22 protein-coding genes are annotated in these 23882 nt (G+C 34.9%); 5 read left to right on the top strand and 17 right to left on the bottom strand.

Annotation, left to right across the window (positions count from 1 at the left end):
• Nucleotides 1–69 precede the first annotated feature (69 nt).
• Nucleotides 70–1332, top strand: a complete 1263-nt coding sequence (locus ACQ2HF_RS13190; RefSeq protein WP_432410885.1) for a site-specific integrase — start codon at nucleotides 70–72, stop codon at nucleotides 1330–1332.
• A 336-nt stretch (nucleotides 1333–1668) separates the two neighbouring features.
• Here ACQ2HF_RS13190 and ACQ2HF_RS13185 read toward each other — a convergent pair whose 3' ends face one another.
• From ACQ2HF_RS13185 to ACQ2HF_RS13105, 17 genes are all read right to left on the bottom strand, one after another.
• A complete protein-coding gene (locus ACQ2HF_RS13185; RefSeq protein WP_432410884.1) occupies nucleotides 1669–2295 on the bottom strand; it encodes a Pycsar system effector family protein in 627 nt (208 codons plus the stop codon).
• 112 nt (nucleotides 2296–2407) lie between these two features.
• Nucleotides 2408–3649, bottom strand: a complete 1242-nt coding sequence (locus tag ACQ2HF_RS13180) for a cation:proton antiporter (RefSeq protein ID WP_432410883.1) — start codon at nucleotides 3647–3649, stop codon at nucleotides 2408–2410.
• A gap of 1 nt (nucleotide 3650) precedes the next feature.
• Nucleotides 3651–4301 (bottom strand): ion channel, encoded by a 651-nt coding sequence (locus tag ACQ2HF_RS13175; protein ID WP_432410882.1) that lies wholly within the window; start codon nucleotides 4299–4301, stop codon nucleotides 3651–3653.
• 15 nt (nucleotides 4302–4316) lie between these two features.
• The gene (locus ACQ2HF_RS13170) at nucleotides 4317–5345 is read right to left on the bottom strand and encodes a S1C family serine protease (RefSeq protein WP_432410881.1); all 1029 of its coding nucleotides are present in this window, start codon (nucleotides 5343–5345) and stop codon (nucleotides 4317–4319) included.
• 170 nt (nucleotides 5346–5515) lie between these two features.
• Entirely contained in the window at nucleotides 5516–5899 is a 384-nt protein-coding gene (locus tag ACQ2HF_RS13165; protein ID WP_432410880.1) for a YHS domain-containing (seleno)protein, read from the bottom strand.
• Nucleotides 5900–5908: 9 nt separating this feature from the next.
• Nucleotides 5909–7858, bottom strand: a complete 1950-nt coding sequence (locus ACQ2HF_RS13160; RefSeq protein WP_432410879.1) for a thiamine pyrophosphate-binding protein — start codon at nucleotides 7856–7858, stop codon at nucleotides 5909–5911.
• A gap of 6 nt (nucleotides 7859–7864) precedes the next feature.
• Nucleotides 7865–8722, bottom strand: coding sequence for a sulfite exporter TauE/SafE family protein (locus tag ACQ2HF_RS13155; RefSeq protein WP_432410878.1), 858 nt, complete (start codon nucleotides 8720–8722; stop codon nucleotides 7865–7867).
• Entirely contained in the window at nucleotides 8722–9612 is an 891-nt protein-coding gene (locus ACQ2HF_RS13150; protein WP_432410877.1) for an RNA-binding domain-containing protein, read from the bottom strand. The genes ACQ2HF_RS13155 and ACQ2HF_RS13150 overlap by 1 nt, the downstream gene beginning before the upstream one ends.
• A 2-nt stretch (nucleotides 9613–9614) precedes the next feature.
• A complete protein-coding gene (locus ACQ2HF_RS13145) occupies nucleotides 9615–11021 on the bottom strand; it encodes an FAD-dependent oxidoreductase (protein WP_432410876.1) in 1407 nt (468 codons plus the stop codon).
• Between the two features lie 2 nt (nucleotides 11022–11023).
• On the bottom strand, nucleotides 11024–11767 hold the full coding sequence (locus ACQ2HF_RS13140; protein ID WP_432410875.1) for a hypothetical protein: 744 nt from the start codon (nucleotides 11765–11767) through the stop codon (nucleotides 11024–11026).
• 6 nt (nucleotides 11768–11773) lie between these two features.
• Nucleotides 11774–13384, bottom strand: coding sequence for a glutamate synthase-related protein (locus ACQ2HF_RS13135; protein ID WP_432410874.1), 1611 nt, complete (start codon nucleotides 13382–13384; stop codon nucleotides 11774–11776).
• 10 nt (nucleotides 13385–13394) lie between these two features.
• Complete coding sequence (locus ACQ2HF_RS13130; protein WP_432410873.1) at nucleotides 13395–16967, bottom strand: metallophosphoesterase; 3573 nt, start codon at nucleotides 16965–16967, stop codon at nucleotides 13395–13397.
• Nucleotides 16948–17352 (bottom strand): hypothetical protein, encoded by a 405-nt coding sequence (locus ACQ2HF_RS13125; protein WP_432410872.1) that lies wholly within the window; start codon nucleotides 17350–17352, stop codon nucleotides 16948–16950. The genes ACQ2HF_RS13130 and ACQ2HF_RS13125 overlap by 20 nt, the downstream gene beginning before the upstream one ends.
• A 59-nt stretch (nucleotides 17353–17411) precedes the next feature.
• Nucleotides 17412–19061, bottom strand: coding sequence for a CRTAC1 family protein (locus ACQ2HF_RS13120; RefSeq protein WP_432410871.1), 1650 nt, complete (start codon nucleotides 19059–19061; stop codon nucleotides 17412–17414).
• Nucleotides 19051–19719 carry a DUF6796 family protein gene (locus ACQ2HF_RS13115; protein WP_432410870.1) on the bottom strand — a complete coding sequence of 223 codons (669 nt, stop codon included), beginning with the start codon at nucleotides 19717–19719 and terminating at the stop codon, nucleotides 19051–19053. Before ACQ2HF_RS13115 ends, ACQ2HF_RS13120 begins: the two co-directional genes overlap by 11 nt.
• Nucleotides 19720–19733: 14 nt before the next feature.
• Nucleotides 19734–20216: a DUF2062 domain-containing protein gene (locus ACQ2HF_RS13110; RefSeq protein WP_432410869.1), complete on the bottom strand. Its 483-nt coding sequence runs from the start codon at nucleotides 20214–20216 to the stop codon at nucleotides 19734–19736.
• Nucleotides 20217–20220: 4 nt separating this feature from the next.
• Nucleotides 20221–20880 (bottom strand): Crp/Fnr family transcriptional regulator, encoded by a 660-nt coding sequence (locus ACQ2HF_RS13105; protein WP_432410868.1) that lies wholly within the window; start codon nucleotides 20878–20880, stop codon nucleotides 20221–20223.
• Between the two features lie 296 nt (nucleotides 20881–21176).
• Between ACQ2HF_RS13105 and ACQ2HF_RS13100 the strand changes: the two genes are divergently transcribed.
• From ACQ2HF_RS13100 to ACQ2HF_RS13085, 4 genes are all read left to right on the top strand, one after another.
• Nucleotides 21177–22001, top strand: a complete 825-nt coding sequence (locus ACQ2HF_RS13100; RefSeq protein ID WP_432410867.1) for a hypothetical protein — start codon at nucleotides 21177–21179, stop codon at nucleotides 21999–22001.
• Between the two features lie 89 nt (nucleotides 22002–22090).
• Nucleotides 22091–22849 (top strand): DUF547 domain-containing protein, encoded by a 759-nt coding sequence (locus tag ACQ2HF_RS13095; protein ID WP_432410866.1) that lies wholly within the window; start codon nucleotides 22091–22093, stop codon nucleotides 22847–22849.
• Nucleotides 22850–22878: 29 nt separating this feature from the next.
• On the top strand, nucleotides 22879–23460 hold the full coding sequence (locus ACQ2HF_RS13090) for a sigma-70 family RNA polymerase sigma factor (RefSeq protein WP_432410865.1): 582 nt from the start codon (nucleotides 22879–22881) through the stop codon (nucleotides 23458–23460).
• Nucleotides 23461–23481: 21 nt separating this feature from the next.
• A complete protein-coding gene (locus ACQ2HF_RS13085; protein WP_432410864.1) occupies nucleotides 23482–23754 on the top strand; it encodes a hypothetical protein in 273 nt (90 codons plus the stop codon).
• The last annotated feature ends 128 nt before the right edge of the window (nucleotides 23755–23882 follow it).

Here is a 23882-nt window from a genome sequence, read left to right as displayed (position 1 = left end):
TAGCGTTCGACTTTCGCTTCGATTTGACTTTCGTAACACAAATCGAGTATTCACGTAAAGCGACTAGTTATGCAAACTTCAAGAACTTTTTCTATTCATTTTTGGCTTAATTTAGCCAAGAAGAAAAATAATTTAGCCCCTATTTATGCACGTATTACTATAGATGGAAAACGTGCAGAAATCAGTTTAAAAAGAGAGGCAACGGTTACCTATTGGGACACCCAAGCTAAAAGAGTAAAACAACGAATTCCAGAAGGGCTACATTTGAATCCTTATTTAGATAAGGTGTATACTGACTTATTAGAATGTCATACACAACTTTCTTCAGAATATAAGTTGGTTACCGCACAAGGAATTAAAGCTCGATACCTTGGTGAGGATGAACAGCACAAGACTTTATTAGAGCTAATACAATACCACAATTCAAATATGAAAAGGGTTCTAAAGCCAGGGACGCTCAAAAATTATTTTACTACAGAAAAATATATCAGAAAGTTTCTGCTCACAAAAAAAAGGACTAGTGATATTTATTTAAATCAACTTTCCTATAGCTTCATTATAGATTTTGAAAATTTCCTGAGAAGTAATTCGGCCCAATTGCAATCCAGACCATTGGCAAATAATGGAGTAATGAAGCATTTGGAACGGTTAAAAAAATTGATAAATCTGGCTGTGAATTTGGAGTGGATCGATAAAAATCCATTTAAAAGATTCAAATTAAAATTCAAGAAATATCAAAGAGATTTTTTGTCCAAAATAGAGCTTGAGAAATTAGAACTGTTTAGTGGTTTGAGAAAAGACCATCTTCGAATTACTCGTGATATTTTCATATTCTCTTGTTATACTGGTTTGTCTTATTCCGATGTAAAATCTCTTTCCGAAACAAATATTGTAAGAGGTATTGATGGAAAGTATTGGATATTCTCACATCGGCAAAAGAACGACCAACCTATAAAAATCCCACTTTTGGATAAAGCACTTTTTATTTTAGAACAGTACAGAAAGTTTTCAAATGATAATAATATCACTTTATTCCCTGTCTATTCCAATCAGAAGATTAATTTATATCTGAAGGAGATTGCTGAAATTGTAGAAATAAATAAAAAACTCACATTTCATTCTGCCCGACATACATTTGCCACTACGGTTACACTTTCTAATAATGTACCCATTGAATCCGTGTCAAAATTACTAGGGCATACAAAACTATCGACTACTCAGGTTTATGCCAGAGTTATGGAACATAAAATCAGTGATGACTTTAATAAATTGAGGACAAAACTTAATGAAACTAAGAAAACGTCCAATCCTTTATTGAAATTTAACCGATAGCAACTAGAATAAAAAAAATATTAAAAGGTTGTAAACAATAAGCTAATACCCCGAAGGTCACTGGTTCGAATCCAGTTCCCGCTACTAGTAAAGGCAAGCCTTCACAGAAATGTGAGGGCTTTTTTTATGGCTTGAGTACAACATAGGTACAATAAATTGATGTTTTGTGTATTGCCAATACTATTTGATTGAATATAGTTTTTTGGTATGCCTGCTAAAAATATCTTCTCTATCTAAATTATTTTGTCTTCACAGAAGTCAGAAAATCTATTCGAACTTTTAATTTTTTAAATATCGGAAACACGAATCTAAAGTCTATTGCTTTTTCATTTGTAATTAAATTATACCTCCAAAAATAATATGGCATCCTAAAAAAGCTAATACTGATAGGATAATTCCTATTAGAAATACGTTAAACGATTTTCTAAGTAATTTGAACTTCCTGTTAATTGTTTTACCTAAATAGAACGTGTCTTTTGCGATAGTTTTATATAACTCATCTCCTTCATTCATTAAATTGGTAATCTTATCTATGTACTCACTTTCTTCCATATAATGAAAATTACCGTAAAACATTAAATTTCTTACGTCACTTTTTCCATGGACAAGTTCTGGACGCGTAGCAAAAACAGCATAGGCAATTGATGCTAGATTGGTAATTAAAATCATAACGACCGGATAAATGAGATGGGGATCGTTTCCCAATTGACTCATTACAGTCCCAATTATAATTGATAAAATTAAAGCGTTTATCGATATTAAAATATTAGACTTTCGGTCTATCATTGTATTTAATGTATACTGGTTTTTTGATAATAACCTAAATAACGTTTCAACACCTCTTTCAGATCTTGGTGAAATTTTTGCCAGTTTCTTTTTTAATTGTTTTAGTTCTTCTTTGTCAATATTTAATTCGTTCATTAAGTATTGATCCTTTGCCTTTTCTATTTGTTTTTTTGCCATAATTATAAAGTAATATGAAATCTCTCTGATTAATTTGTCCTCAACCGATATTAACTATTCTTTGGTTTTGACGTTATACAATCAATTTGGTTTTTTAGTTTGTACTAAGATTTTAGTCGTAAAGCTTTTTAACAAAGCGGCCTATACTTAAACCTTGTACAATGATTGAAAATAACACTACTACATACGTAATATACAAAATCAACACTCCCGACATAGTATCTGTTAAACTCAAGGCCAAGGCAATTGAAATTCCACCACGCAACCCTCCCCACGTCAATACGGCTACGGTTTTTATTGGCTTTTCAGCTTTATGCTTCAATAGGGAATAAGGTAGTATCACAGAAATAAAACGTGCTGCCAACACAATTACAATTGCGATAATCCCTAATAATAAATGTGTGAGATCGAATTCTAATAAATGAATTGCCAAACCAATAAGTACAAATAAAATTCCGTTAAACACATCATCTAATATTTCCCAGAATTCATTTAAAGCTATTTGAACTTTACTTTTTTCAGCAGCAATATTAATTTTATTTCCAATGAATATTCCAGCTACAACCATTGCTAAGGGACCTGAAACATGGAGTAAGGAAGCACCTGCATATCCACCCATCACTACCGCCAAACTTATCATAACGGCTAAATGTGGATTATCTTTTACAGAACGAATTAACTTTAGTCCAAGATATCCCAGGAGTAATCCAAAGACGATTCCACCAACAGCTTCTTCAAGAAAAAGTGTTCCGATCTCTATTCCAATTTCTTTCTGAGTAAACTGGCTCCCAGCTGTAGCGATTAATAAAATTCCAGAAAACACAACAACTCCAATTCCATCGTTGAATAAGGATTCACCCTCAATTTTAATCCCCAGACTTTTGGCAATATTCGCTTTCTTTAAAATAGACAACACTGCAATGGGGTCTGTTGGTGAGATTAAAGCACCAAAAAGTAATGCGTGGATAAAAGGTAATTGTAAACCCAAAAACTGGGCAACAAAGAAAATTAGTCCGCCAACAATAAAAGTGGAGATTAATACGCCTAGGGTAGCAAATAAAAGGATGGATTTTTTTTGCTTGGCGAGTGCTCCAAGGTTTACGTGCAAAGCCCCGGCAAACAGTAAGAAGCTTAAAATACCATCTAGTAAGAGTGTTTTAAAATCTGCATTAATTATAATATCACAAAAAAATAGGTAAAATTCAGGTACTATATTTTTGCTTAACCATATAGGAATTACCAACACTAGGCTTAAAATCATTAAACCGATTGTGTTGGGTAGTTTTAACCATTTATAATTAATGTAATTGAAGAAAACTGAAAGCGTAAAAATAATGCTGAATGATTCGAACATATTATTTGGGTTTTTGGTTAATATATTTCCCTACAAAAACACCGATAACAATAGCAAGGTAAAATTGTCCAATGATATTCATAACAAGAGTAAGGGATTGTGCAGGGGCTGTAAGTGGAGTGATATCCCCATAACCAACAGTAGTAATACTTATAAAACTGAAATAATAATAGCTAAAGCCTGAAAATCCTTTGATTAGTTGAAATGAACCGGCATCTAAAAAATCAATTGTTTCAAAAAGGATTCCTCCTAGGATTCCTAAATAAAGAAACCCTAAAATAGGTCCGAGAATAAATTGAAGATTAATTTCTTTAATATTCTTAAGTTGTCTCACTAGAATAATACAGAGTAGTAAAAACAATAAAAACGAGAATAGTAACCTACAAACTAGAATCGAAGTCGAATTACTATTAGAATACTCTAGCCATATACTTGCAAGTGTGATTACCCCAAGGATATAAGTACTAATTTTCCCTCTTTTTACCGTTGCTAATAGCGATCCACTAATAATAACGATTGTGTAGTTTACTACAACAATATGGGCAGGACTAAAGCCACTTAAAGCTATATGAATTGGAGTCAATAAAAAATTGAACACGGTTATAAGTGCTATCAAGTACTTGTATTCGCTTATTTTATCCAGTGTTAGCATTGTAGTATATTCTTATTACTTTGCAAAATTCGCTTCTAATACGATGACCTTTCCTCTTCTTAAAATCTCTATAAGCACTTGGTCTCCCTCCTTCAGGTTTTCTATTTGTTGTTTTATATTTCCTAAATCATGGGGTGCATTACAGCTAATACCTTGAATACTCAAAATAATATCTCCTCCAAGCCATAATTTCTGACCAAAAATTTCGCTTTGAATGATGCCAGGCTTCAATCCTATTTTATCAGCAAAGGAATTAGGGGTGATACGCTGTACAAGCACGCCAGAACGTTGAGGCGTGTTTAAGACTCCTGCCAGCCCTTCATTTAAAAAAAGACCATCAAAACCTGTCCAAAAGCTATTTACATCAAACAATACTTTTTTTGCTGTGTCAATATCTGCAGCAAATCCCAATCCTTCAAAGCCTCCACTTTGAGAGAGTATAAAACTGACAATACCAATAAGCTCACCTTTTAGATTAAACATAGGACCTCCAGAATTTCCGCGATTAATAGAGGCATCTGTTTGTATAAAACCTGCCATTTCTCCATTTGAAATAACGTTTTTATTCATCTTACGGCTTATATGACCTACAGATAGTGAATGTTCCAACCCAAGTGGCGCTCCAATTACAATGATCTGTTCGCCTATTTTAGCGGTGTTTGAATTCCCGATTCTGGCAGGTTTTAAATCTAATGGTACCGTCCTTAACTTTAACAGCGCTACATCTGCCGCCGTTGAGCTCGATAAAACGTCGGCTTGGAATGATGTTCCATTATGAAGCTTTACAGATACTTCATTCGCAAATTCAACGACGTGTGCTGCTGTAATAATGAGTCCTTCTTTGTCTATAATTACACCAGAGCCCAATCCTCCCGAAGAGGTTAATTGCCTTTCCTTTACTTTATATTCAATTACTTCTATAGTCACTACAGATGGGTCTAGTTCTTCAAAGAGGGTCGAAACATCCTGTGCGCAGGCACTAGTGCATAGGCTTAGGAACATTACTCTTGCCAAGTTCTTAAATTGGTTCTTTATAGTTTTCATAGGCTTCTTCTTTATTGTTTGCAATTGCTAAACAAGGTGCTGCAACCCCAGGCGAATACACTCTGGAAAGGTCGTCTGTAGTATTCACTTCAATTTTAGAAACTACTTCAATCTTTCCCTTGTGTTTTCTATGAAGTTAAAGTGATTCGCAATTAAAATCGTGATTTTCATTAGCTATTCATTCTTGACCATTCGATATCAGCCAGACTTCTTTTAACTTTTGGGTCTTTAACCCATTGTCTCTTTGCATCAATTATTCCGAAAAGCATACGTGTAAAAAAGTATAATTTTCCATCTCTAATTTCCCAACTTTTAGGATTCGGAATTATTTCTTTGCCTTCTGACATGGCTATGGCGCAAAATCCGCCATATTGGGGTACAAATGCTTCTGGCGATGCCTCAAATTTCTCCTTATTCTCCAATGATGAAAAATGATATTTTGCACCATCATAATTTGAAGCATAAGCCACATCTCCTTTATTAGGGTTTCCGTTAAAGAATGACACAACATCATATCCTTGCGCACCCACTCCGTTTTTTAAGTTTTGTAACATTTTTTTAGTTTAAATTAAATTTACATCTGTTATGACTTCCAACAAAGCTGGACCGTTATGTTCATTAAGCTTCTTCATTGCTGGAAGTAAATCCTTCAATTTTTCAACACGAATCCCCAACGCACCACAGTTTTCAGCATATTTGGCAAAATTGGGATTGCTCAATGAGGTTTGCCATACATCTACTTGTGATGCTCGCTGTTCTTTTGAAATTTTTCCTAATTCGGAATTGTTCAGTACAATATGTTTTATATTCATATTATACTTTACAAGCGTATTTATTTCAGCTAAATATTGGCCTAATCCTCCATCTCCTGAAACAGACCAAATAGGTCTTTTATCTCCTTCTGCTGCCCAAGCTCCCATAGCTGCGGGTAATGCAAAACCAATAGAACCTAAATACCCAGACATTAAAACTGCTTGATTTTTTGGCTCAAAATAGCGTCCAAAGGAATACGTGTTATTACCTACATCTACCGCAATTACAGCATTGTCTGGGGTAATCTTATTCATGGCGTCAAACACGGCAATTGAACTCAACGCATCGCCACAGTCTTTTAATCTACTTGCTTTTTCTGCTTTCCAAATGGCCCAACGAGCAGCGATATCTTTTCGTTGATTTTCGGTTTTGGTTTTTCCTTCTGTTTCAATCGTTAGCAATTGTATGGTTTCTGAAATTTCACCCCACAACGCCACATCTACTTTATTAAACTTACTCAAAGCCATTGGATCAAAATCGACTTGGATTGTCGTTTTTTTCGGGGTGATTCCCGTATGGTTCGAAAAGGAAGCTCCAAAAACTAGCAGCAAGTCACTTTCATTCATAAACCAGGAAGCTATGGGTGTTCCGCTTCTTCCTAATACACCACAGCCTAATTCGTGAGTATCGGCAATTAATCCTTTTCCTTTAAATGTAGTTATTACGGGACAATCTAAAGTTTCAGCAAAAGCAATAATGGCCTCCATTTGGAAACGAGCGCCGTGTCCTACAATAATTACTGGTCTCTTAGATTTTTTGATCAACCCAACCGCCTTCTGGGTCATTTCCTTGGGTGGTGTAATATTGAAAGGAGTAATTCTATCTTCCGGCGTTTGCGGATTTATATCTTCTGAAACTTCAGAGAAAGCCACTTCGTCTGGGAAGGTTAAATGCACGACATCTCTTTTAATAAGTGCCGTTTTAACAGCTAAAGACATCAGTTCGCTATAATTTGAATTTGCATGCACGGCATGATTAAACTGTGTTACAGATTCAAATGCCTTTACCAAGTCAACTTCCTGGAAAGCTCCTGTCCCTAACACCTGGGTATTGATCTGTCCTGAAAGAGCAATAAGTGGAGCTCTATCTACTTTGGCATCCCACATTCCAGTATACATATTGGTAGCCCCGGGGCCTGCAATTCCAAAACAAACAGCCGGTTTCCCAGTGAGTTTTGCATAACCAGAAGCCGCAAATGCCGCAGCACCTTCATGACGTATTCCAAAGTATTTCAGTTTGTTCTTCTTTTCCAATCTGCGCATCGCATCGGCTACAGCGAGATTACTGTGACCCACCATGCCAAAAACTGTATCGACGCCCCAATTTACCATCGTTTCCATCATTACATCGGAAACCGTTTTTTTTTGTGGCTCTTCCTCAGGTATTCCAACAAAAATGGCATCATTTTCCTCTTTTACTTCGAAAGTCAACATACCGTCGTCAAAGCCTCCAGGAGATTGACCTGTACACGGATCAAAATCCCATCCGTGCCATGGACAACGTAATAACCCGTTTTCAATGGAACCCTCTCCTAAAGGACCCCCTTGATGCGGGCATTTATTATCTAATGCCGAAAATTTCCCTTTGAAATGCGTGAGACAAATATCTTGATATCCTGCAATAACGGTTTGAACCCGTCCTTCAGGGAGTGTATTTCGATTATCTAGTACTTTGTACCATACTTTGTTTTTATCGCTCATAATTTTTTAGATTAAGGTGTATAGCATAAATGCTCCTACTAGTATAAATAGGAATGAAATAGCTACCTTCATTTTATCTGCTGGAATAATCTTTTGTAATTTAGGTCCTAGTTGACCGCCAATGACTACGCCAGGAATAGTAAATATGATGACATTAACTACTTGGCTCATAACGTCGCCACCTTGCTTAGCGAACTCATAAAAATGTCCTACTGAAGCAATCAAAACTGTAACAACTACTACAAATATGGATGTGGCAACAGCAACACGTGTTGGCACCTTACATTTCGCTACCAAATGATATTCCTGTAATTCTGCAAGTCCAACAGATATCATTCCCAAAAAGGCACCACCAACAGCGGCAAACATGCGCCCCATATTTTTACGACAGACTGTATAATTGTGAACGTTTCCGTCTGAATCTGTAAGGGAACGTTCGTAGTTTGTTTGAAACTCTTTTTTATGTTCAGCCTCCAATTTTTCCTTTTCTTCTTGACGCCAGGATACATACAGTTGATACCCAATAAATATAATCCCTATTCCAAAAATGGCTTTCAATGCTATTGGTGGAACTAAATCGCCATAAACGGTACCTAATATGGCAAATGGAATTGAGTAAAGCAAGAGGTTAAACCCTAATTTAAAATCAATGAGCTTTGCTTTCCAATAGGCTTGTAGTCCAGAACCAAATCCAAAAAGTTCGGTAGCTAATGCCGCACCAATTGCAATATTGGGCTCTAGGCCAAGACCTATCATAAATAGTGGAGAAAAGAAAACCGCGCCTCCAATTCCCGATGACATAGCTATGGTAGCAATTACGATTGAAATGGGCAGTAAATACCAAAATTCTAGGGTTAGTTCCATTATGTAAAGTGTTTAAGATTGTAATTATAAAATTCACTAAATTTTAAATTCAGCGTTGATGGTCCTGAGCGCACATAGAAATATTCATTATTCTGAAATAGAACAAACACAGGGCTATTCGATTTAGAAACTTCAACCCGTAAGATTTGTTCGTTTTGAATATGGACAATATTAAAATGAACAAATCCTAATGTTTTCTCTCCAATTTTATCTCTCAATAAATTTGTAAAATGAAGCAATAGCTTGTCCTCATTAGTGAAATTATCTAACGATAGCCCATTAATAGTCCCATCATCAGCAACACCAATAAGCAATGTTCCTCCTGAAGTATTTAAGAAGGCCGCAACAGTTTTTAGAGCACTTAACTCTATGTTACTGTCCATCTTTTCACTCATTAGGTTGAAGCGAAGTGTAGATTTAAACTCTACAAAATCAGATTCACCTTGTTGGATAATTTCTAATGTGCTAAAATCTGAACGTCGAAGTTTTAATGAACTGTGTTTTTTTGCAATTACCCTCGTAATTTTAAGTGCTATTTTGCTTGGTATAATCGCATCGTTATAGAGTGCTTCCGTATTTAACTCTAAAATAGAACAAGTTGATCTTGCTAAAGCGGTACCCAGTCTTACTGTGTCGTTAATAACCGCAATTTCTCCAAATACATCGCCACGTCTCACAAAAATGGTGTAGTTGCCAGGAATGGTGAGGGTAACACTTCCTCTTTCTAAAATGTATATAGAAGCAGCACATTGTGACTCTGAAAATACCACGTCTCCTTTTTTAAACTCTTTTCTTTTTAGAATAGCAAGAAGTAGGCGCTTTTCAGAATCCTCTAGAATCTTAAAAAAAGAGCTAAAATGCAATGTGGTATGTAGTGTCTCTGTATTCACTTTTATTTAAAATAGTGTCTTACTCCATAACTAGCCAAAACACCTTCACCTGTTGCTGCGGCTACTTGTGCAATCGCGCCTTCACGACAATCTCCAGCTGCAAAAATCCCTTCAAGGCTAGTTTCTCCTAGTCCTGTTGTTGTAATAAAACCACGTTCATTAAGTTCAATTAAGTCTTTAATACTAGCTGTATTAGGGATCAACCCAATAAAAATGAAACTACCATCTGCGTACAGTTCTTCTACGTCATTGGTTGTTCTATCCTTTACTTTTAGGCCTTTAAAATTTCCAGTAGCATCTTTTAAAAAAGCGATAGCATCTTTATGCATAACCACTTCAATGTTTTTAATGGATGGTAACTTTTCAATATAAGTTTCCGAAGCAGAAAATGTTTTATCTCTCGCGACTATGGTTACTTTTTTACAAAATGACGCAAGGAAAATACCTTCTTCCAAAGCGCTGTTTCCACCACCAATAACTATAATTTCTTTATCTCTGTAAAATGCACCATCACAAGTAGCACAAAAGTGTATGCCAGCACCAATTAACTCTTCTTCATTAGGAATTCCCATTTTTCGATACGTAGATCCTAATGCTAATACCACTGTTTTAGATTGGTATTCACCCATATTCGTAGCAACCGAAAAAATATTTCCAGTTTTCTGAATCGCTTTTACCTCGACTCCAGTTTCAATTTTTGCACCATAGGTTTTGGCTTGGTCTGCCATTTTTTCCATTAATTTTGACCCCGAAATGTTGGTGAAGCCCGGATAATTTTCAATTTTTTCAGTTAAAAAAGCATTCCCGCCAATATTCTTTTTTTCGAGAATTACGGAACTAAATCTATCGCGTTGAATGTAGATTGAAGCCGTTAACCCAGCTGCTCCTGCGCCAACGATGATACTGTCATAAATATGTTTTTCGGCTTCATGTCCAATGTTTAAAACATCTTTTAAGACAGAGTTATCTGGGTTGGTGTACGATTTCTCATTGATAAAAATGGTTGGAATAATTCGTTTTCCATTATTGGTTTCTTCCACTAGTTTTGCCGCCCAAGGGTGTTTATCTACTTCGATGAATTGAAAATTGATTCCGTTATCCTGAAGATATGATTTTGCTCGTTGACAATCGGGACACCAGTCTGCACCATATAATTTAATGATACCTTTTTTGTTAATTCCAAGAATATTTGCTAAGACAGCATTGTCTGGATTGGTATACGATTTGTCATTTACGATTATGGTTGGAATAATACGTTTTCCATGATTAATTTCTTCAACTTTAGCCGTCGCATCTTTATCGATATCGACATCTATAAAATTGAAATCAATCTGGTGTTTTTTTAAATATGCTTTTGCCCTTTGGCAGTCTGGGCACCAATCTGCGCCGTAAAAATCTATTGTATTCATGATTATTTTGTTATTAGTTTGTCAATAGCCTCTTGAAAAAATGCCACACCTTCAGATTCGCTAATGTCGTTTGTAGTAAGGATGGCGCCAGTAAATCCATCAGATTTCCATTCTCCAGCCGATAATTTTGCTAAGCCCGAAGGGTCTATGATACTATTGTTTTTGTATCCTGAAAGATATAAATATGGGTCTTTAGAAACGGTATCGGCTATTGCTAAACCCAATCCTATTGAAATTTCAGTAGTAGGGATAGCACTATAAATTCCAGTGTCAAAATGATGTGGCCAAATTCTAATGGATGAATTCAGATTATAAAGCGTATCTATCTTTTTAAGAACAAATTGCGCCAAAATACGTAGGTGCATCAGCTCAATTAAATTGCCCACATTTAACAACTTGTATGTGAATGTATCATCTATCTTGTATGGTAATTCATAATGAAGCTTATACTCATATTTTTTATTTAAAAAGGTTTGCGAGGTATCCGATATCCATTTTATAACTTCCTTGTGCGTAGCACCATCCAATCGGAACGATGTTGTTCCTTGATTAGATCTCCATTCCAATGAAAACCTTTCATAATCTAAACATAATTTATCGCCATTTTCCGAAAGTGTATGTGTATAAAGACATCCATTTTCTGTACTAAACCCTAGGTTTGTATGACTATCATCTGGTTTTTTTTCTAAAAAACTGATTCCCGCTGCGGCTAAATATTGAGCCGCTAAATGCATTTGCTTTTCCATAGTGTTTTATTTTATTCCTGCGTAATTAATTCCTGTTAGTTTGTGTATATCATGGTCGTACGTTGAAAGGTCACTGTGTTTAAATTTTGAAACATCATCGTAACCACAAGCCCTCGCAATCACTTTTATTAAGCTGTTTGTAGCATCAAAAAAGTTGTGTAATTGTTGAGCCGAAGAATCGATAATTAAGCGACTCCGCAAGGATTCTTTTTGAGTCGCAATTCCTACTGGACAATTATTGCTCCCACATGCTCTCATGCCTAAACATCCTATCGCCTGCAATGCTGAATTTGCCACAGCAATGGCATCTGCTCCCATCATCAAGGCTTTAGCAAAATCTTCAGCAACACGCAAACCACCAGTTATAATCAATGTGACGTCTGTTGCGCCAACTTTGTCCAAATATTTTCTGGCTCTTGCAAGTGCAGGAATGGTTGGCACATTAATATGATCTCTTAAAATAGTAGGAGCAGAGCCTGTTCCGCCGCCACGACCATCGAGGATAATATAATCCACACCAACATCAAGAGCGAATTGAATATCTTTTTCGATATGACTTGCAGCTATTTTAAATCCGATAGGAATTCCTCCTGTGCGTTCTCTTACTTTTTCAGAGAAATCTTTAAAATCTTGTACTGTATGGAAGTTTGGATTTGCAGCAGGCGAAATTGCAGTCTCACCTTCTTTTAGTCCACGAACTGCAGCAATCTCTGCACTTACTTTATTTCCTGGTAAATGACCCCCAGTTCCTGTTTTTGCGCCTTGCCCACCTTTAAAATGAAAGGCCTGAACATGATCTAATTTATCCCAAGAGAAACCAAATTGTGCTGATGCCAATTCGTAAAAATATCTTGAATTGCTTGCTTGCTCTTCTGGAAGCATTCCGCCTTCACCGGAGCAAATCCCTGTTCCTGCTAATTGAGCTCCTTTTGACAACGCTATTTTAGCTTCACGTGATAAGGCTCCAAAACTCATATCGCTTACAAAAAGTGGCATATCTAATTCTAATGGCTTTTTTGCTCGTGGGCCAATCACAACTTTAGAAGCGACTTCTTCATGGTCCAATAGTGGTCTTGATGCTAATTGTGCTGGTAAAAACTGAATGTCATTCCATTTTGGAAGCGTATTTCTATCCACGCCCATAGATGCTGAAAATCCGTGATGTCCAAGATTTTTTAATCCGTTTTGTGCTAATTCTTTAATATAACCAGTATACGGTTCGGTTTCTTCGGGATGCGTGTCGGCATAAGCGCCCAAATACGCATCGCGATTAAAGGGCTGTGGACTGTTAACTAAATAGGCATCAATTTCGAAAGCATCTATAAATAAATCATCTCCTTCAATTTTTGTTGAAAATTTATGAAGCACTTCTTTATTGTTGTATTCTGAAACGCCTGAATCAACCCGATAATCCCATCCGTGAACTCCACAAATAAGGTTGTGACCATCTACATGGCCGTCAGACATTAGAGCTCCTCTATGCAAACATCTTCCGTAAAGCACAGAGATGTCTTCGTCAAATTTGACAATTACTAAATCCAATCCGTTTACGAGCGCGTGCTCTGGTTGTTTGTTTTTTAAGTTACTTACTTTGAATAGTTTGGTTGGTTGTTTCATTTGGTTATTTTTAAAAAGCTAAACTTAATAGTATGTTGAGACGTCCACCTTCATCGGAACTAAAATACCCAAGGTTGGCGGTTGTAAATCCTGCAATGTTAAAATAAAGCCCTCCACCAGGGGTGGTGTGCCATTCGGAAGAGTTATCATCATCTACCCAAACTCTACCGTAGTCAAATCCGCCATACACACCGAAGGAGATTGGAATGATTGAGTTTCTGATTCTTCCAAGAGACAAGCGTAAATCGGAATTTTGATAGTATGATCTTTTCCCGCTAAAACGCTGTTGTCTTAAACCGCGTAACCCATCTCCATCACCGATGGTTGCAGCTTGGTAGAATTCAAATTCATCACTTAAATTGAAATGCGCTTTAAGTTTTGTAGCGTACACTAGTATGCCTTTTTTATCAATTTTTGATGTTAGGCGAAGTTCCGGTACAACATACGGGAACCCTCTGTCTTCATCAAAATTTGCTTTATATCCGGCAGCGACTTTAAATTGAATACCCGATTTTGGCTGTGTTTCATCATCAAAATTCTTGTATTCGTAGGAAACTTCAGCACCAAAGAAATCTTGTCCTTCAAAAACCATTGGATTAACAGCAGCAGTTTCTATAAATCGACCTTGCGTTCTTTCTGCCTCAATATTTTCATAACTCAAGCCAAATTCAAGTACGCTTCCTTGGTAGCTTCTATAAATTAAAGAAGGCGCGAAGAACAGTTGTTGTAATCGAACCCGATTGAAATCTAGACTTAAATCCAATTCGTCTTCAGGATTTATAGTTTCGTTACCAAAGCCGAAAAAGTTATTCGTATAACTTGAACTTGAATATCCTGCATTAATCCCTAAATTCACATCGTTGAGCACGTTTGCGAATTCACCGGTATACTCGAGTTCAATACCGGATGTTTCGGTGACATATATGGCGCTCAAACTATGTTTCGCCGTAAATGGATTTCTACGTAATGACATTTTTGTATAATTAAAAAGCGCTCCTATTTTTAATCCGTCATCTGGGTTTGAAGCAATAATTGGAAGGATATTATGTAGGTCTCTTCTGTTCTTTTTGAAGTAATACGTATTCAAATCGTAATTGTCCGAAAGTGTTTTAGCAACTGGCGTTTCAAAGGTATTAGGATTCGATTTTTGATCAAACACCCGAAGGTTTCGCTTATTTTCGACACGATATGTATCATTATTTTGGCCTCCAATGAGTTTTATTTTAATGTACTTATCACCCTTCCCAACTACTTCAAAAATATCATCATCGTCCAGCCCATAGACCCATAATTCGTTTGTTACCTTTTTATCATAATCGACATCCCAAAATTTCGTGCTCATTTTTCCATCTTTCATTCTAAACCCTGAAACATTGGTAATGCCATCTGGTTTACGTGTAATGACGAAATGATCTTTTTTATCTGTTCCGGTTATGAGTACACAAGAGCGCAAATATTCGTAAAGATTGACGGCATTTTCCTCAACTTTTGCAACACGCTCTAATAGTGCTTTTTTAGTTCTTGCTACCTTTTTCTGGTCAATTTCCTTTGGAAATTTTTTAAACGCATTATCAATGACTTCTTCTGTAAGATTTTCTTTTATAAATTTTGCCTCTCGTAACCAGTCTTCCTGGGTATGGTTTATCAATATAGCAAGATCTACATCGTCACCAGCATCATTAAACCAGTTTGTATAATTATAAGTGCCATCATAGCGTTGCATAAATCGCATAGGTGGACTTAAGGCTGTTACAACGCCTAACATAAAACCATCAAAATCTGAAAACATTTGGTCTCTATCCCTTGGAATAGGTTCATATAGATCGACACCGTTTTCTTGTTCTTGTACTGCCCATTTCCATTGGTCTGCGTGACGATCCCAATCACCAATAATATTGTCAAAAAGTCGTGTACGGATATACAAGGCCTCATTGATGGCAATTTTGTCTTTGTGGCGTAATTCATCTAGCAAATCCAATGTACTCTCGATTTTATCGGTACTTCCTAAACTTTCAACATCGCCCAGACCATCTGAGAGGCGTTCTTCAATAAAATAAAGTTTATCTCCGTAATCTTCATTGTACTTACCAAGCGTTTTTTGCTTCGGAATAAAGTAAAGTTCGGTATTTGCGTGATAAATATTTAGTGCATCAGACAAGTCTCCAACGGTTAAAGAAGCATAAGGATTTGCAGTGGTCCAGTAATCCTGTAGTAATTGTATAAAGTAGGTGTCTTCAACATCAGCTTCGAGATAGTTAGTTTTAAAAACGAAATATTGAATAAAACGCAAGGCACTTTTCTTTGCCGAACGCATCGCATATTGCTTCCCATTTTTGTCTTCTAATCTAATTGAATTTGTTTGGTGACCTCCCCCTTTACGCATGACAGTTAAACCCCCATATAAAGTATCTAAGAGTGCGGATTTGACTTCAATTTTTTGTTCATAATCTTCTCTGAAATGTTCACCCCAAAGTGCTTTATAAAAGCCGGAGCGTTCTAATTCTTCCGGTTCGTAAATAGATTTGTTGACAAAGGCTGGCGTATTGTTTTCATTATAATTGGGTTGTGTGGTTTCTACTTGAGGAGCTATAACTTCGGAAACAAATAATGGTGTTTTAAAATTATTTGAAATACCATAAAAACTTACCCACATAGCTCCATCCTTGAAGGCTGTTAATTTTGAAAAACCAGGTTCATTGCCGTGAAATAAGCTCTTGCTACCTCCTTGGGCATTGCTTATTTTCCCTCCAGCACCGCTAATGACTATTGGTATTTTTTTATCAATAATGTACTGCATATTTTTTTCGTGACCGGAAACAAATACAACATTTTCAGATAGTTGAGCAATAGTTAACATCCGTTGGCTAAATTCTTTATAGTATTTATTGTTTATACTTTCAGGGTTAATACCGAAAGCATACGGATTTCCAAATTGCCCATAAGAAGCAATAGGATGATAAGTGGCAATTAAAACTGTTTTTCCCTGGCTTTTAACAATCTCTGCTTCGACTTCTACATAGAAATCGTTTTTGTTTTTAATGTCACAATGGTCATTAATGTTTGGAACTTTATCCCAATCCATTAAAGCCCATTGCGAATCGATTAGCAATAGATCGATATCACCATTTATTTCCACCTTTTCAATCGGACACCCTTTTTCGGGTTGAAAAACGTTTTTATTTTTTAAAGCGCTTTCTAAATAATCTTCCTGATCTTTTAGCCCCTTTAATCCCGATTCCCAATCTGAACTTCCTGGAATGAAATACAAATTGTTTGAGAATGGTTTGAGTGTATTGATATAGCTATCAAGGTTTGATTTTCCTATACTTTTCTTTTCTGAAAAGCCTTGATTAGAAGCATTATTACCAAGAAAAAGTACCGTGGCATTGGAACCTGCTTTTTCCATTTCAGTAGCTAAAGCATTCACTACTGGATTGTTTTGATTGCTGTCTTGATTTCCAAGATTACCTGTGGCATAAAAGACGTGTGAAACTTCTTTTTCTGGAAGTGTATTTGTGTCTTGCGCATAAGAGACAAAAACAAACAACAGGGATACGGATAAATTAATTATTAGAGTTTTCATTTTTTGGTTGTTTTATTAGTTTTATAAGAAGTGTTTTCAGTGTAATTAAGATTAAAAACAGGACAAATGACAAGTAGCACATAGGTATACCACTATCATGCTTTGGGCATTCCCCCAGTCCGTTAAATTGCATTGCTGATGCTATTATTGCAATGATGAGCGCAAGACCTGTAAACAGAAAATAAATGGTATTATATTTTTTTAAAAGGTGTACGATTAGGGGAATTAGAAAGCATAACATTACAATCACGCAGGCTGGAATAATCCAAATTTTCGGACACCCATTACCCGTTTCAATTTCATTCCATACCAATCCTCCTGATCCATAAAGACCAATGATAAGTAGTATGGTAATTATGATATGGAGTATCTTTTCTAGTTTCATTTTATTATTACATTGAAATTATCGAGTTTTTGTTTTTGTATGGGTAATAGCAAATTGTTCTATTTGTTTCTTTCCATTTTTACATCAACAATTGAATTTATTTTTGGCGATTTTATAACATCTGTTTTTCCATTTGTATACTCAATCAAAACAGATTTCACTTCAGTATCATTGTCAAGACCAAAGTGTAGTAAGGCCGTTTGATCGCTCGCTAAACCTTCTCCAGTGACTAACCATTCATACAACGTTCTCGAATTTGTTTCAACGGTTACTTTTGCGCCTATTGCTTGCGCATTATCTTCCAAATGTATTTGGATAAAATGGTTAGTTCCACCTTTATTTAAATAGGCTAGTGATGGGCTGTCAATATTCACCCAGACCATATCTAAATAACCATCTAAATTAAAATCACTTACTAAGGCTGTAATACCAAAATGTGGATTTACTACGCCGCTTTCTTCCTCGGTTGGCGCAAATGTGCCATCTTCTTTCTGGACTAAAAACCTGCTTTTTAATCTAAATAATTTGTTAGGTGCTAAATCCACGTAATTTTCGGCAACAATAAGGTCTTGAAGCCCGTCATTGTTCATATCGGCAAAGGTGCATCCCCAAGAAAATTCGTAGTCGGCAACCTTTGTTTCGGTTGCAGTATCTGTAAATTTAAAATCACCATCATTTCTAAAAAGCAGCCACTTTTCAGTAAAAAGAGAAGCATCTTTAATATCTCCTTTGGCTAAAGCCCTTGGCAAGGTGCTTCCAGTGTTAGAAAACATAAAGTCTACCAAACCATCATTGTTATAATCGCCAATAGCCAAGCCCATTGGATAGGCAAATTTGTTGGTTAATGGATTTTCTTTCATTGTGAATGTTAAGTCGCCATTGTTTTTATAGGTGCGAACTTCACCCGTATCGTGTACAACAATCAGGTCCAACCAAGAATCATTATCAATATCAATCAATCCTCCTTGAAATGTGTTGTGTATATAATCTAAACCTGCCTCTTTTGTAATACTTTTAAAAGTGTTATCCCCATTATTTAAGAGTAACTCACTTGTAGAACCATAGTTGGGGTCTTCAAAAATGGTTTGTCCTTCCATCAATTCTTTTTTGATGTATGTTCCCAAGAAAATATCTAAAAACCCATCTTTATTAATATCACCAACGGTAAACCCCGATGGTGTAGATTTCTCATTCATTGGGGTATCAATAAGAGTTTCGGTAAAAATTCCGTCGGTATTGTAATACAGATGTAAGCCGTCTTCTCTACCGACCATTAGGTCTGTGAACCCGTTGTTATCGAAATCGGCTGAAACAGCACCTGTTGAAGTTGTGGTCGTTCCTTTTTTTGGTAGGTGTACTTCCGATGAAATATCCACAAACCTATTATTTCTAAAAGCAAATATGGCGTCTTCTTGATCCATACCGCCACCTAAAAATACTTCATCAATATTATCGTTATTTATATCAATAAGGGCAGATGGGGCAATAGGCAACGATTTTTCACCATTGTATTCATGCTTAAAATCAATAGCTACCTCTGAGAAAATAGGAACTTTATTATTTTCTATAGTAACATCATATTTTTCTGAAGTGGCATCGTTCCAGAAAAACCATAGCACGAAGAGTACTAATGCTACTATTAGTAAGCCTATTACTATAAAAGTTTTTTTAAATACGCTTACTAAATTTCTTGTGTTTTTACTTAACATTTTGAATGGTTTTAGAATGGTTATGTAGTTGATATAGTGATAAAGAGAATAGAATAAAATGGGTGACGTTCATTAATATGGGGAGCATATGTTTGCCAATGGAAGGCACCATTTTTCCTATTAGAACCAATAGAATAAGAATGACTATAGGGCTAAAAATGGCCATCCATTTTTTGTAAAAAGTACCTCCTTTTATAATCGCAATACTAAATACTACCGATAGGGTAGCAATTACAATTCTCAATGCTTTTACAAGAATTTCTAGATGATTGGTATAATGATCCAGTAAGGTTTGGTATGTAACAGTATTTATTGAATCCTTTAAGTGAACAATGTTTCCTATGGAAGATCGAGAACCTATCCAAATACCTCCAACTGCAAATGCAATAAAACCAATAGCTAAAACTACGCTTGCTAAGGTTTCGCTACCAGAGCGTAGCATTCTGTAAATATGAACATACCCTGCAAAATAGAAAGGCAATCCTATAACTGCTAGAAAATGACCAATTGTTAAATGTTGGAGTGAAACAAATTTGAAAAACTCATAATTTCCAGCAAAGTCTAATATTTGAGGTGAATAATGCAGAAAATACTCTCCAAATCCTACAAGAAGTGAAGCTATAAGTCCTAAATATCCTAATGTTTTGGTTAGTTTCATTTAGATGGTTGGTTTTAAGTCGAGTGTTCTATATTTTTTGTTTTAAGCTTTTCAAAGTATGTTAAAACCTCTTTTAGTAAAAAGTAAAGCACTACACCTAATGGTATTGCAGTTAATGCCCAGCCTACAGTTCCACAGAGTAATTCAAAAGACAATGCCTTCGCAGTAATCCAAAAATCTGAATCGTAGCTAGCCTTTATAGCTTCAAAAGTTAACAGTGAATGTTCAGTATTAAAAACACTTGCTCCTAGATTGATAAATGGAATCAGGACTAAATATTGTACTGGACTAACAATGTAACTAATGGCAATCATTATTGGTAAATTGAGTCTCAATGGTAGCGCTATAGCAGTTAAAACTATAGTACTAATTCCAAACATTGGAAAAATTGTAACTAACGTAGAGACCACTATACTTATGGCTAATTGCTTTGGCGTTAAACCCTGCTTAAGTAGTGCTTTAAATTTCTCCCATATTTTAACAAGTTTAGATTTCATTTAACTATTTACTGTTAGAAATAAATTGAACGTCATAATCAATGACACCATCTTTTCGCATAGTACTTAATACGTTGCTTACCGTTTGTCTTGATGTATTTGTGAGGTTCGCAATATCTTTATGTGATAACAGGTTTTTTGCAACAAGGTTTCCTGCTTCATTTTCCTCACCAAATTCTTCTAAATAATCTATAATAAAGTCCTTGATTCTTTGCGGACTGTCCTTGTATATTAAATCTTGAAGTCTTCTCTCTAATTTTTTTATTCTTAATCCGTAAATCTTTAGTACTCCGTTTTTCAAGGATTTATGTCTTTCCATAAGCGCTTCCATGCGCTCAAATTCTATATAGCATATAATACAATCTTCAAGAGCATAGGCGACTTCCTCTTTTGCAGTTTCTTCATCATATAAAACAAGTTCTCCAAATATGTTCCCGCGTTTTACGACATACTTTACAGTCTGATTTGAGGTATTTACAATTTTCACTGTCCCTTTTTTCAAAAAGAAAATGCTCTTTTTATTTTTATTAACTAAGGAAATCCTAGCTCCTTTATCTATGTTTACCATCTCTAGGATTTCACACATTCTCATCATAGTTAGCATACCTAATTTTTTAAAAAGATTGAAATCTTCCAAAAACCAATATTTTGTTAATCCATTCATAACTAAAATTGTAAAATGTTGATAATGTATAGGTTAAAAGTACTGTAAAAGAATAATGAGAAATAGTGAAATTTTCAAAGAAGTTACTTCACACGACACAATTAAAATATTCTTATAATGGAACCGACGCTGTAATATCCAAACCTGACAAATCGAAAGAAAATTTTTGAAACTATTTTCGGAATTAGTTATTATGAGTATCAAAAACAACTTATTTTTAAACAAGTTACTTCACACGACAATAGGGTTGTAAGTACGGTAAATATGTAAGACATACGCTTCAAACATATTTTGTTATGAAGCGTACTATTGTTGTCTTATTTTTCTTATGCCTTAGTAATTTGGGAATTTCTCAAAATATCCTTAACTCAATTGGTAGAAAGGGTGAGTTCTATTTTTACTGGGGTTGGAACAGAAGCTGGTATGGTAAATCGGATATTAATTTTAAAGGAAAGGATTATAATTTCACCTTAAGTGATGTTAAAGCAAAAGATCGCCAGACACCATTTAGTTTCGGTAAATATTTAAATCCAGGAAATGCAACGATACCACAATATAATTTTAGAATTGGCTATTATTTTAAGGACAATTATAGCTTTTCTATAGGTATTGACCATATGAAATATGTAATGGTCCAAAACCAACAAGTTTTAATAGATGGCACTATTAGCAATTCCTCGGCAACTTATGATGGAAGTTATAATGATGAGCCGATAACACTGATTGAAGATTTTTTGCAATTTGAACATACGGATGGCTTAAATTACTTGAATATTGATATTCGAAAACATTTCAATTTAATTAATAATACTACTACATCAATTGCTATTGATGGTATGGTCGGAATAGGAGTAGGCATTTTAGTACCCAGAACAAACACTACCTTATTGAATAAAGAGCGCTATGACGAATTTCATGTATCGGGTTATGGATTAAATGGACTAATAGGTGTAAAGACAACGTTTTTTAATTGGTTTTTTATACAAGGCGAATTAAAGGCAGGGTACATAGGCATGCCAAATATTAGAACAACAAAATTTACGGAAGATACTGCAAGTCAGGATTTTATATTCGCACAGGCAAATATCGTTTTTGGCGTTCAGTTTAACATTGACAAATGAAACGGAATCTAACATTAATGTTTTTACAGTTGGTTGTCAGGATTTCAAAATAACAGCGTCAGTTTATTGAACATTAAAACCACAATAAAATGAAAAAATATATTTTAGCACTACTATTTATACCCTTTGTATCTTGTGCAAACAATGGAAATACAGTCACAGATATAACGTATAGTTCCAATTCAGAAATTAGTGATAATGCAACAATAATAGACCACCAAGAATGGAATACATTATTACAAAAACATGTCTCAAGCACAGGGAAAGTTGATTATATAGGATTTAATAATGATAGGGTAGCACTACAAACTTATTTAGATATTTTGGCAAATAACCTTCCTAAAGAATCATCGTCCAAAAATGTAACATTGGCTTATTGGATTAACGCTTACAATGCATTTACCGTGAAATTAATTTTAGATAATTATCCTATTGAAAGCATTAAGGATATTAAGAATCCTTGGGATCAAAAATTTATTGTTTTAGAAAACAGGGAGTATAGTTTAGGGGAAATAGAGCATAAAATTTTACGGAAAATGAACGAACCTTTAATTCATTTTGCCATTAATTGCGCCTCCTATTCTTGCCCTAACTTATTGAATGAAGCTTATACTGAAACTAATATTGAAAAGCAGTTAAAACATACGGCAATTTCTTTTATTGATGATAAAACCAAAAATAGTATTACAAAAGATACAATTGAGATATCAAAAATATTTGATTGGTTTTCTGGAGATTTTAAAAAAAATGGAAGCCTTATAGATTTTTTAAATAAGTACTCAACTGAAACAATCAATCCGAAGGCCAAGATTAAATTTAAAGATTACAACTGGAATTTAAATAGTTAAAAATTTCTTAAATTGCAGAAAAGACTTTCATGCAAACCATCCATAAAAATCCTAAAAAGGAAATAGAAAATTGGGTTAACCAATACAGCGATACTCTTTTTTCTTGGGCTTATTATAAAACATCTTCCAAAGAAAACGCTGAAGATTTGGTGCAGGATACGTTTCTCGCTGCCTATCATAAATTTGATTCTTTTAAAGGAAATAGCAAACCTAAAACCTGGCTATTTTCAATTTTAAATAATAAAATAATTGATTACTATAGAGTAAGCGCAAAAACTACCAAAAAAACTATTAGTTTATCAGAAGATAGGGCTCATGAAATTACAGAAGACTTTTTTAATGAAGCCGAAAATTGGAAAAACACCTCTATAGACCCTATATGGAATCAAGACGAAGAGTTACTTGACAATCCAGAATTTAATAATGTATTTAAGTTTTGTATCGAAGAATTACCTCAAAAATGGAATTTTGCGATAACCTCAAAATATCTAACAGATAAAAAAGCTGATGAGATATGTCAGGATTTAAATATTACTGTGTCTAATTATTGGCAAATCGTTCATAGAGCTAAACTCGTTTTAAAAAAATGCTTAGAAATGAAGTGGGTCTAATTTGCTTTAAAAATTAAAAAAATGCTATTTAAAAAAACAATGGATAAATTGATGAATTCATGTAAAAAAACAACAGAGTTAATTGATAAAAAATTTCTCACATCCCTGTCATCAAAAGAAAGAGTGCAATTATTCTTTCATACGTCTATGTGTAAAACCTGTAAATCTTATGAGCATCAATCTAAATTTTTAGATAAGGCAGTCGCTAAACTATTTAGTGGTAAATCTAAAAGCAGTATTGATTCGTCTGAAGAAAGAAAACGAAACATTATGGATAAAATAAACAAGTCTTAAATTAATAGTTAGTTAGCAGTACTAAAGGCATCACAAGAAATTGTGGTGCCTTTTTTTGTTGGTACCAATAAATTTATGTCCATCAACGAAATACGAGTGTTTAATTAAAATTTTCAATTTAATTGTCA

The organism is Rasiella sp. SM2506, assembly GCF_050859505.1.
GTDB lineage: Bacteria > Bacteroidota > Bacteroidia > Flavobacteriales > Flavobacteriaceae > Marinirhabdus.
The sequence above is the reverse complement of the archived record's forward strand: the minus strand, read 5'-3'. Positions and strand labels throughout refer to the sequence as shown.

Bases quoted from the DNA above. Each gene is read 5' to 3' on its own strand.
- ACQ2HF_RS13115 (WP_432410870.1), bottom strand. From the start codon at position 19,719: ATGAAACTAACCAAAACATTAGGATATTTAGGACTTATAGCTTCACTT.
- ACQ2HF_RS13145 (WP_432410876.1), bottom strand. From the start codon at position 11,021: ATGAATACAATAGATTTTTACGGCGCAGATTGGTGCCCAGACTGCCAA.
- ACQ2HF_RS13100 (WP_432410867.1), top strand. From the start codon at position 21,177: ATGAAGCGTACTATTGTTGTCTTATTTTTCTTATGCCTTAGTAATTTG.
- ACQ2HF_RS13110 (WP_432410869.1), bottom strand. From the start codon at position 20,216: ATGAAATCTAAACTTGTTAAAATATGGGAGAAATTTAAAGCACTACTT.
- ACQ2HF_RS13165 (WP_432410880.1), bottom strand. From the start codon at position 5,899: ATGTTACAAAACTTAAAAAACGGAGTGGGTGCGCAAGGATATGATGTT.
- ACQ2HF_RS13130 (WP_432410873.1), bottom strand. From the start codon at position 16,967: ATGAAAACTCTAATAATTAATTTATCCGTATCCCTGTTGTTTGTTTTT.
- ACQ2HF_RS13120 (WP_432410871.1), bottom strand. From the start codon at position 19,061: ATGTTAAGTAAAAACACAAGAAATTTAGTAAGCGTATTTAAAAAAACT.
- ACQ2HF_RS13180 (WP_432410883.1), bottom strand. From the start codon at position 3,649: ATGTTCGAATCATTCAGCATTATTTTTACGCTTTCAGTTTTCTTCAAT.
- ACQ2HF_RS13185 (WP_432410884.1), bottom strand. From the start codon at position 2,295: ATGGCAAAAAAACAAATAGAAAAGGCAAAGGATCAATACTTAATGAAC.
- ACQ2HF_RS13170 (WP_432410881.1), bottom strand. From the start codon at position 5,345: ATGAAAACTATAAAGAACCAATTTAAGAACTTGGCAAGAGTAATGTTC.
- ACQ2HF_RS13085 (WP_432410864.1), top strand. From the start codon at position 23,482: ATGCTATTTAAAAAAACAATGGATAAATTGATGAATTCATGTAAAAAA.
- ACQ2HF_RS13090 (WP_432410865.1), top strand. From the start codon at position 22,879: ATGCAAACCATCCATAAAAATCCTAAAAAGGAAATAGAAAATTGGGTT.
- ACQ2HF_RS13135 (WP_432410874.1), bottom strand. From the start codon at position 13,384: ATGAAACAACCAACCAAACTATTCAAAGTAAGTAACTTAAAAAACAAA.
- ACQ2HF_RS13105 (WP_432410868.1), bottom strand. From the start codon at position 20,880: ATGAATGGATTAACAAAATATTGGTTTTTGGAAGATTTCAATCTTTTT.
- ACQ2HF_RS13160 (WP_432410879.1), bottom strand. From the start codon at position 7,858: ATGAGCGATAAAAACAAAGTATGGTACAAAGTACTAGATAATCGAAAT.
- ACQ2HF_RS13155 (WP_432410878.1), bottom strand. From the start codon at position 8,722: ATGGAACTAACCCTAGAATTTTGGTATTTACTGCCCATTTCAATCGTA.
- ACQ2HF_RS13095 (WP_432410866.1), top strand. From the start codon at position 22,091: ATGAAAAAATATATTTTAGCACTACTATTTATACCCTTTGTATCTTGT.
- ACQ2HF_RS13175 (WP_432410882.1), bottom strand. From the start codon at position 4,301: ATGCTAACACTGGATAAAATAAGCGAATACAAGTACTTGATAGCACTT.
- ACQ2HF_RS13125 (WP_432410872.1), bottom strand. From the start codon at position 17,352: ATGAAACTAGAAAAGATACTCCATATCATAATTACCATACTACTTATC.
- ACQ2HF_RS13190 (WP_432410885.1), top strand. From the start codon at position 70: ATGCAAACTTCAAGAACTTTTTCTATTCATTTTTGGCTTAATTTAGCC.
- ACQ2HF_RS13140 (WP_432410875.1), bottom strand. From the start codon at position 11,767: ATGGAAAAGCAAATGCATTTAGCGGCTCAATATTTAGCCGCAGCGGGA.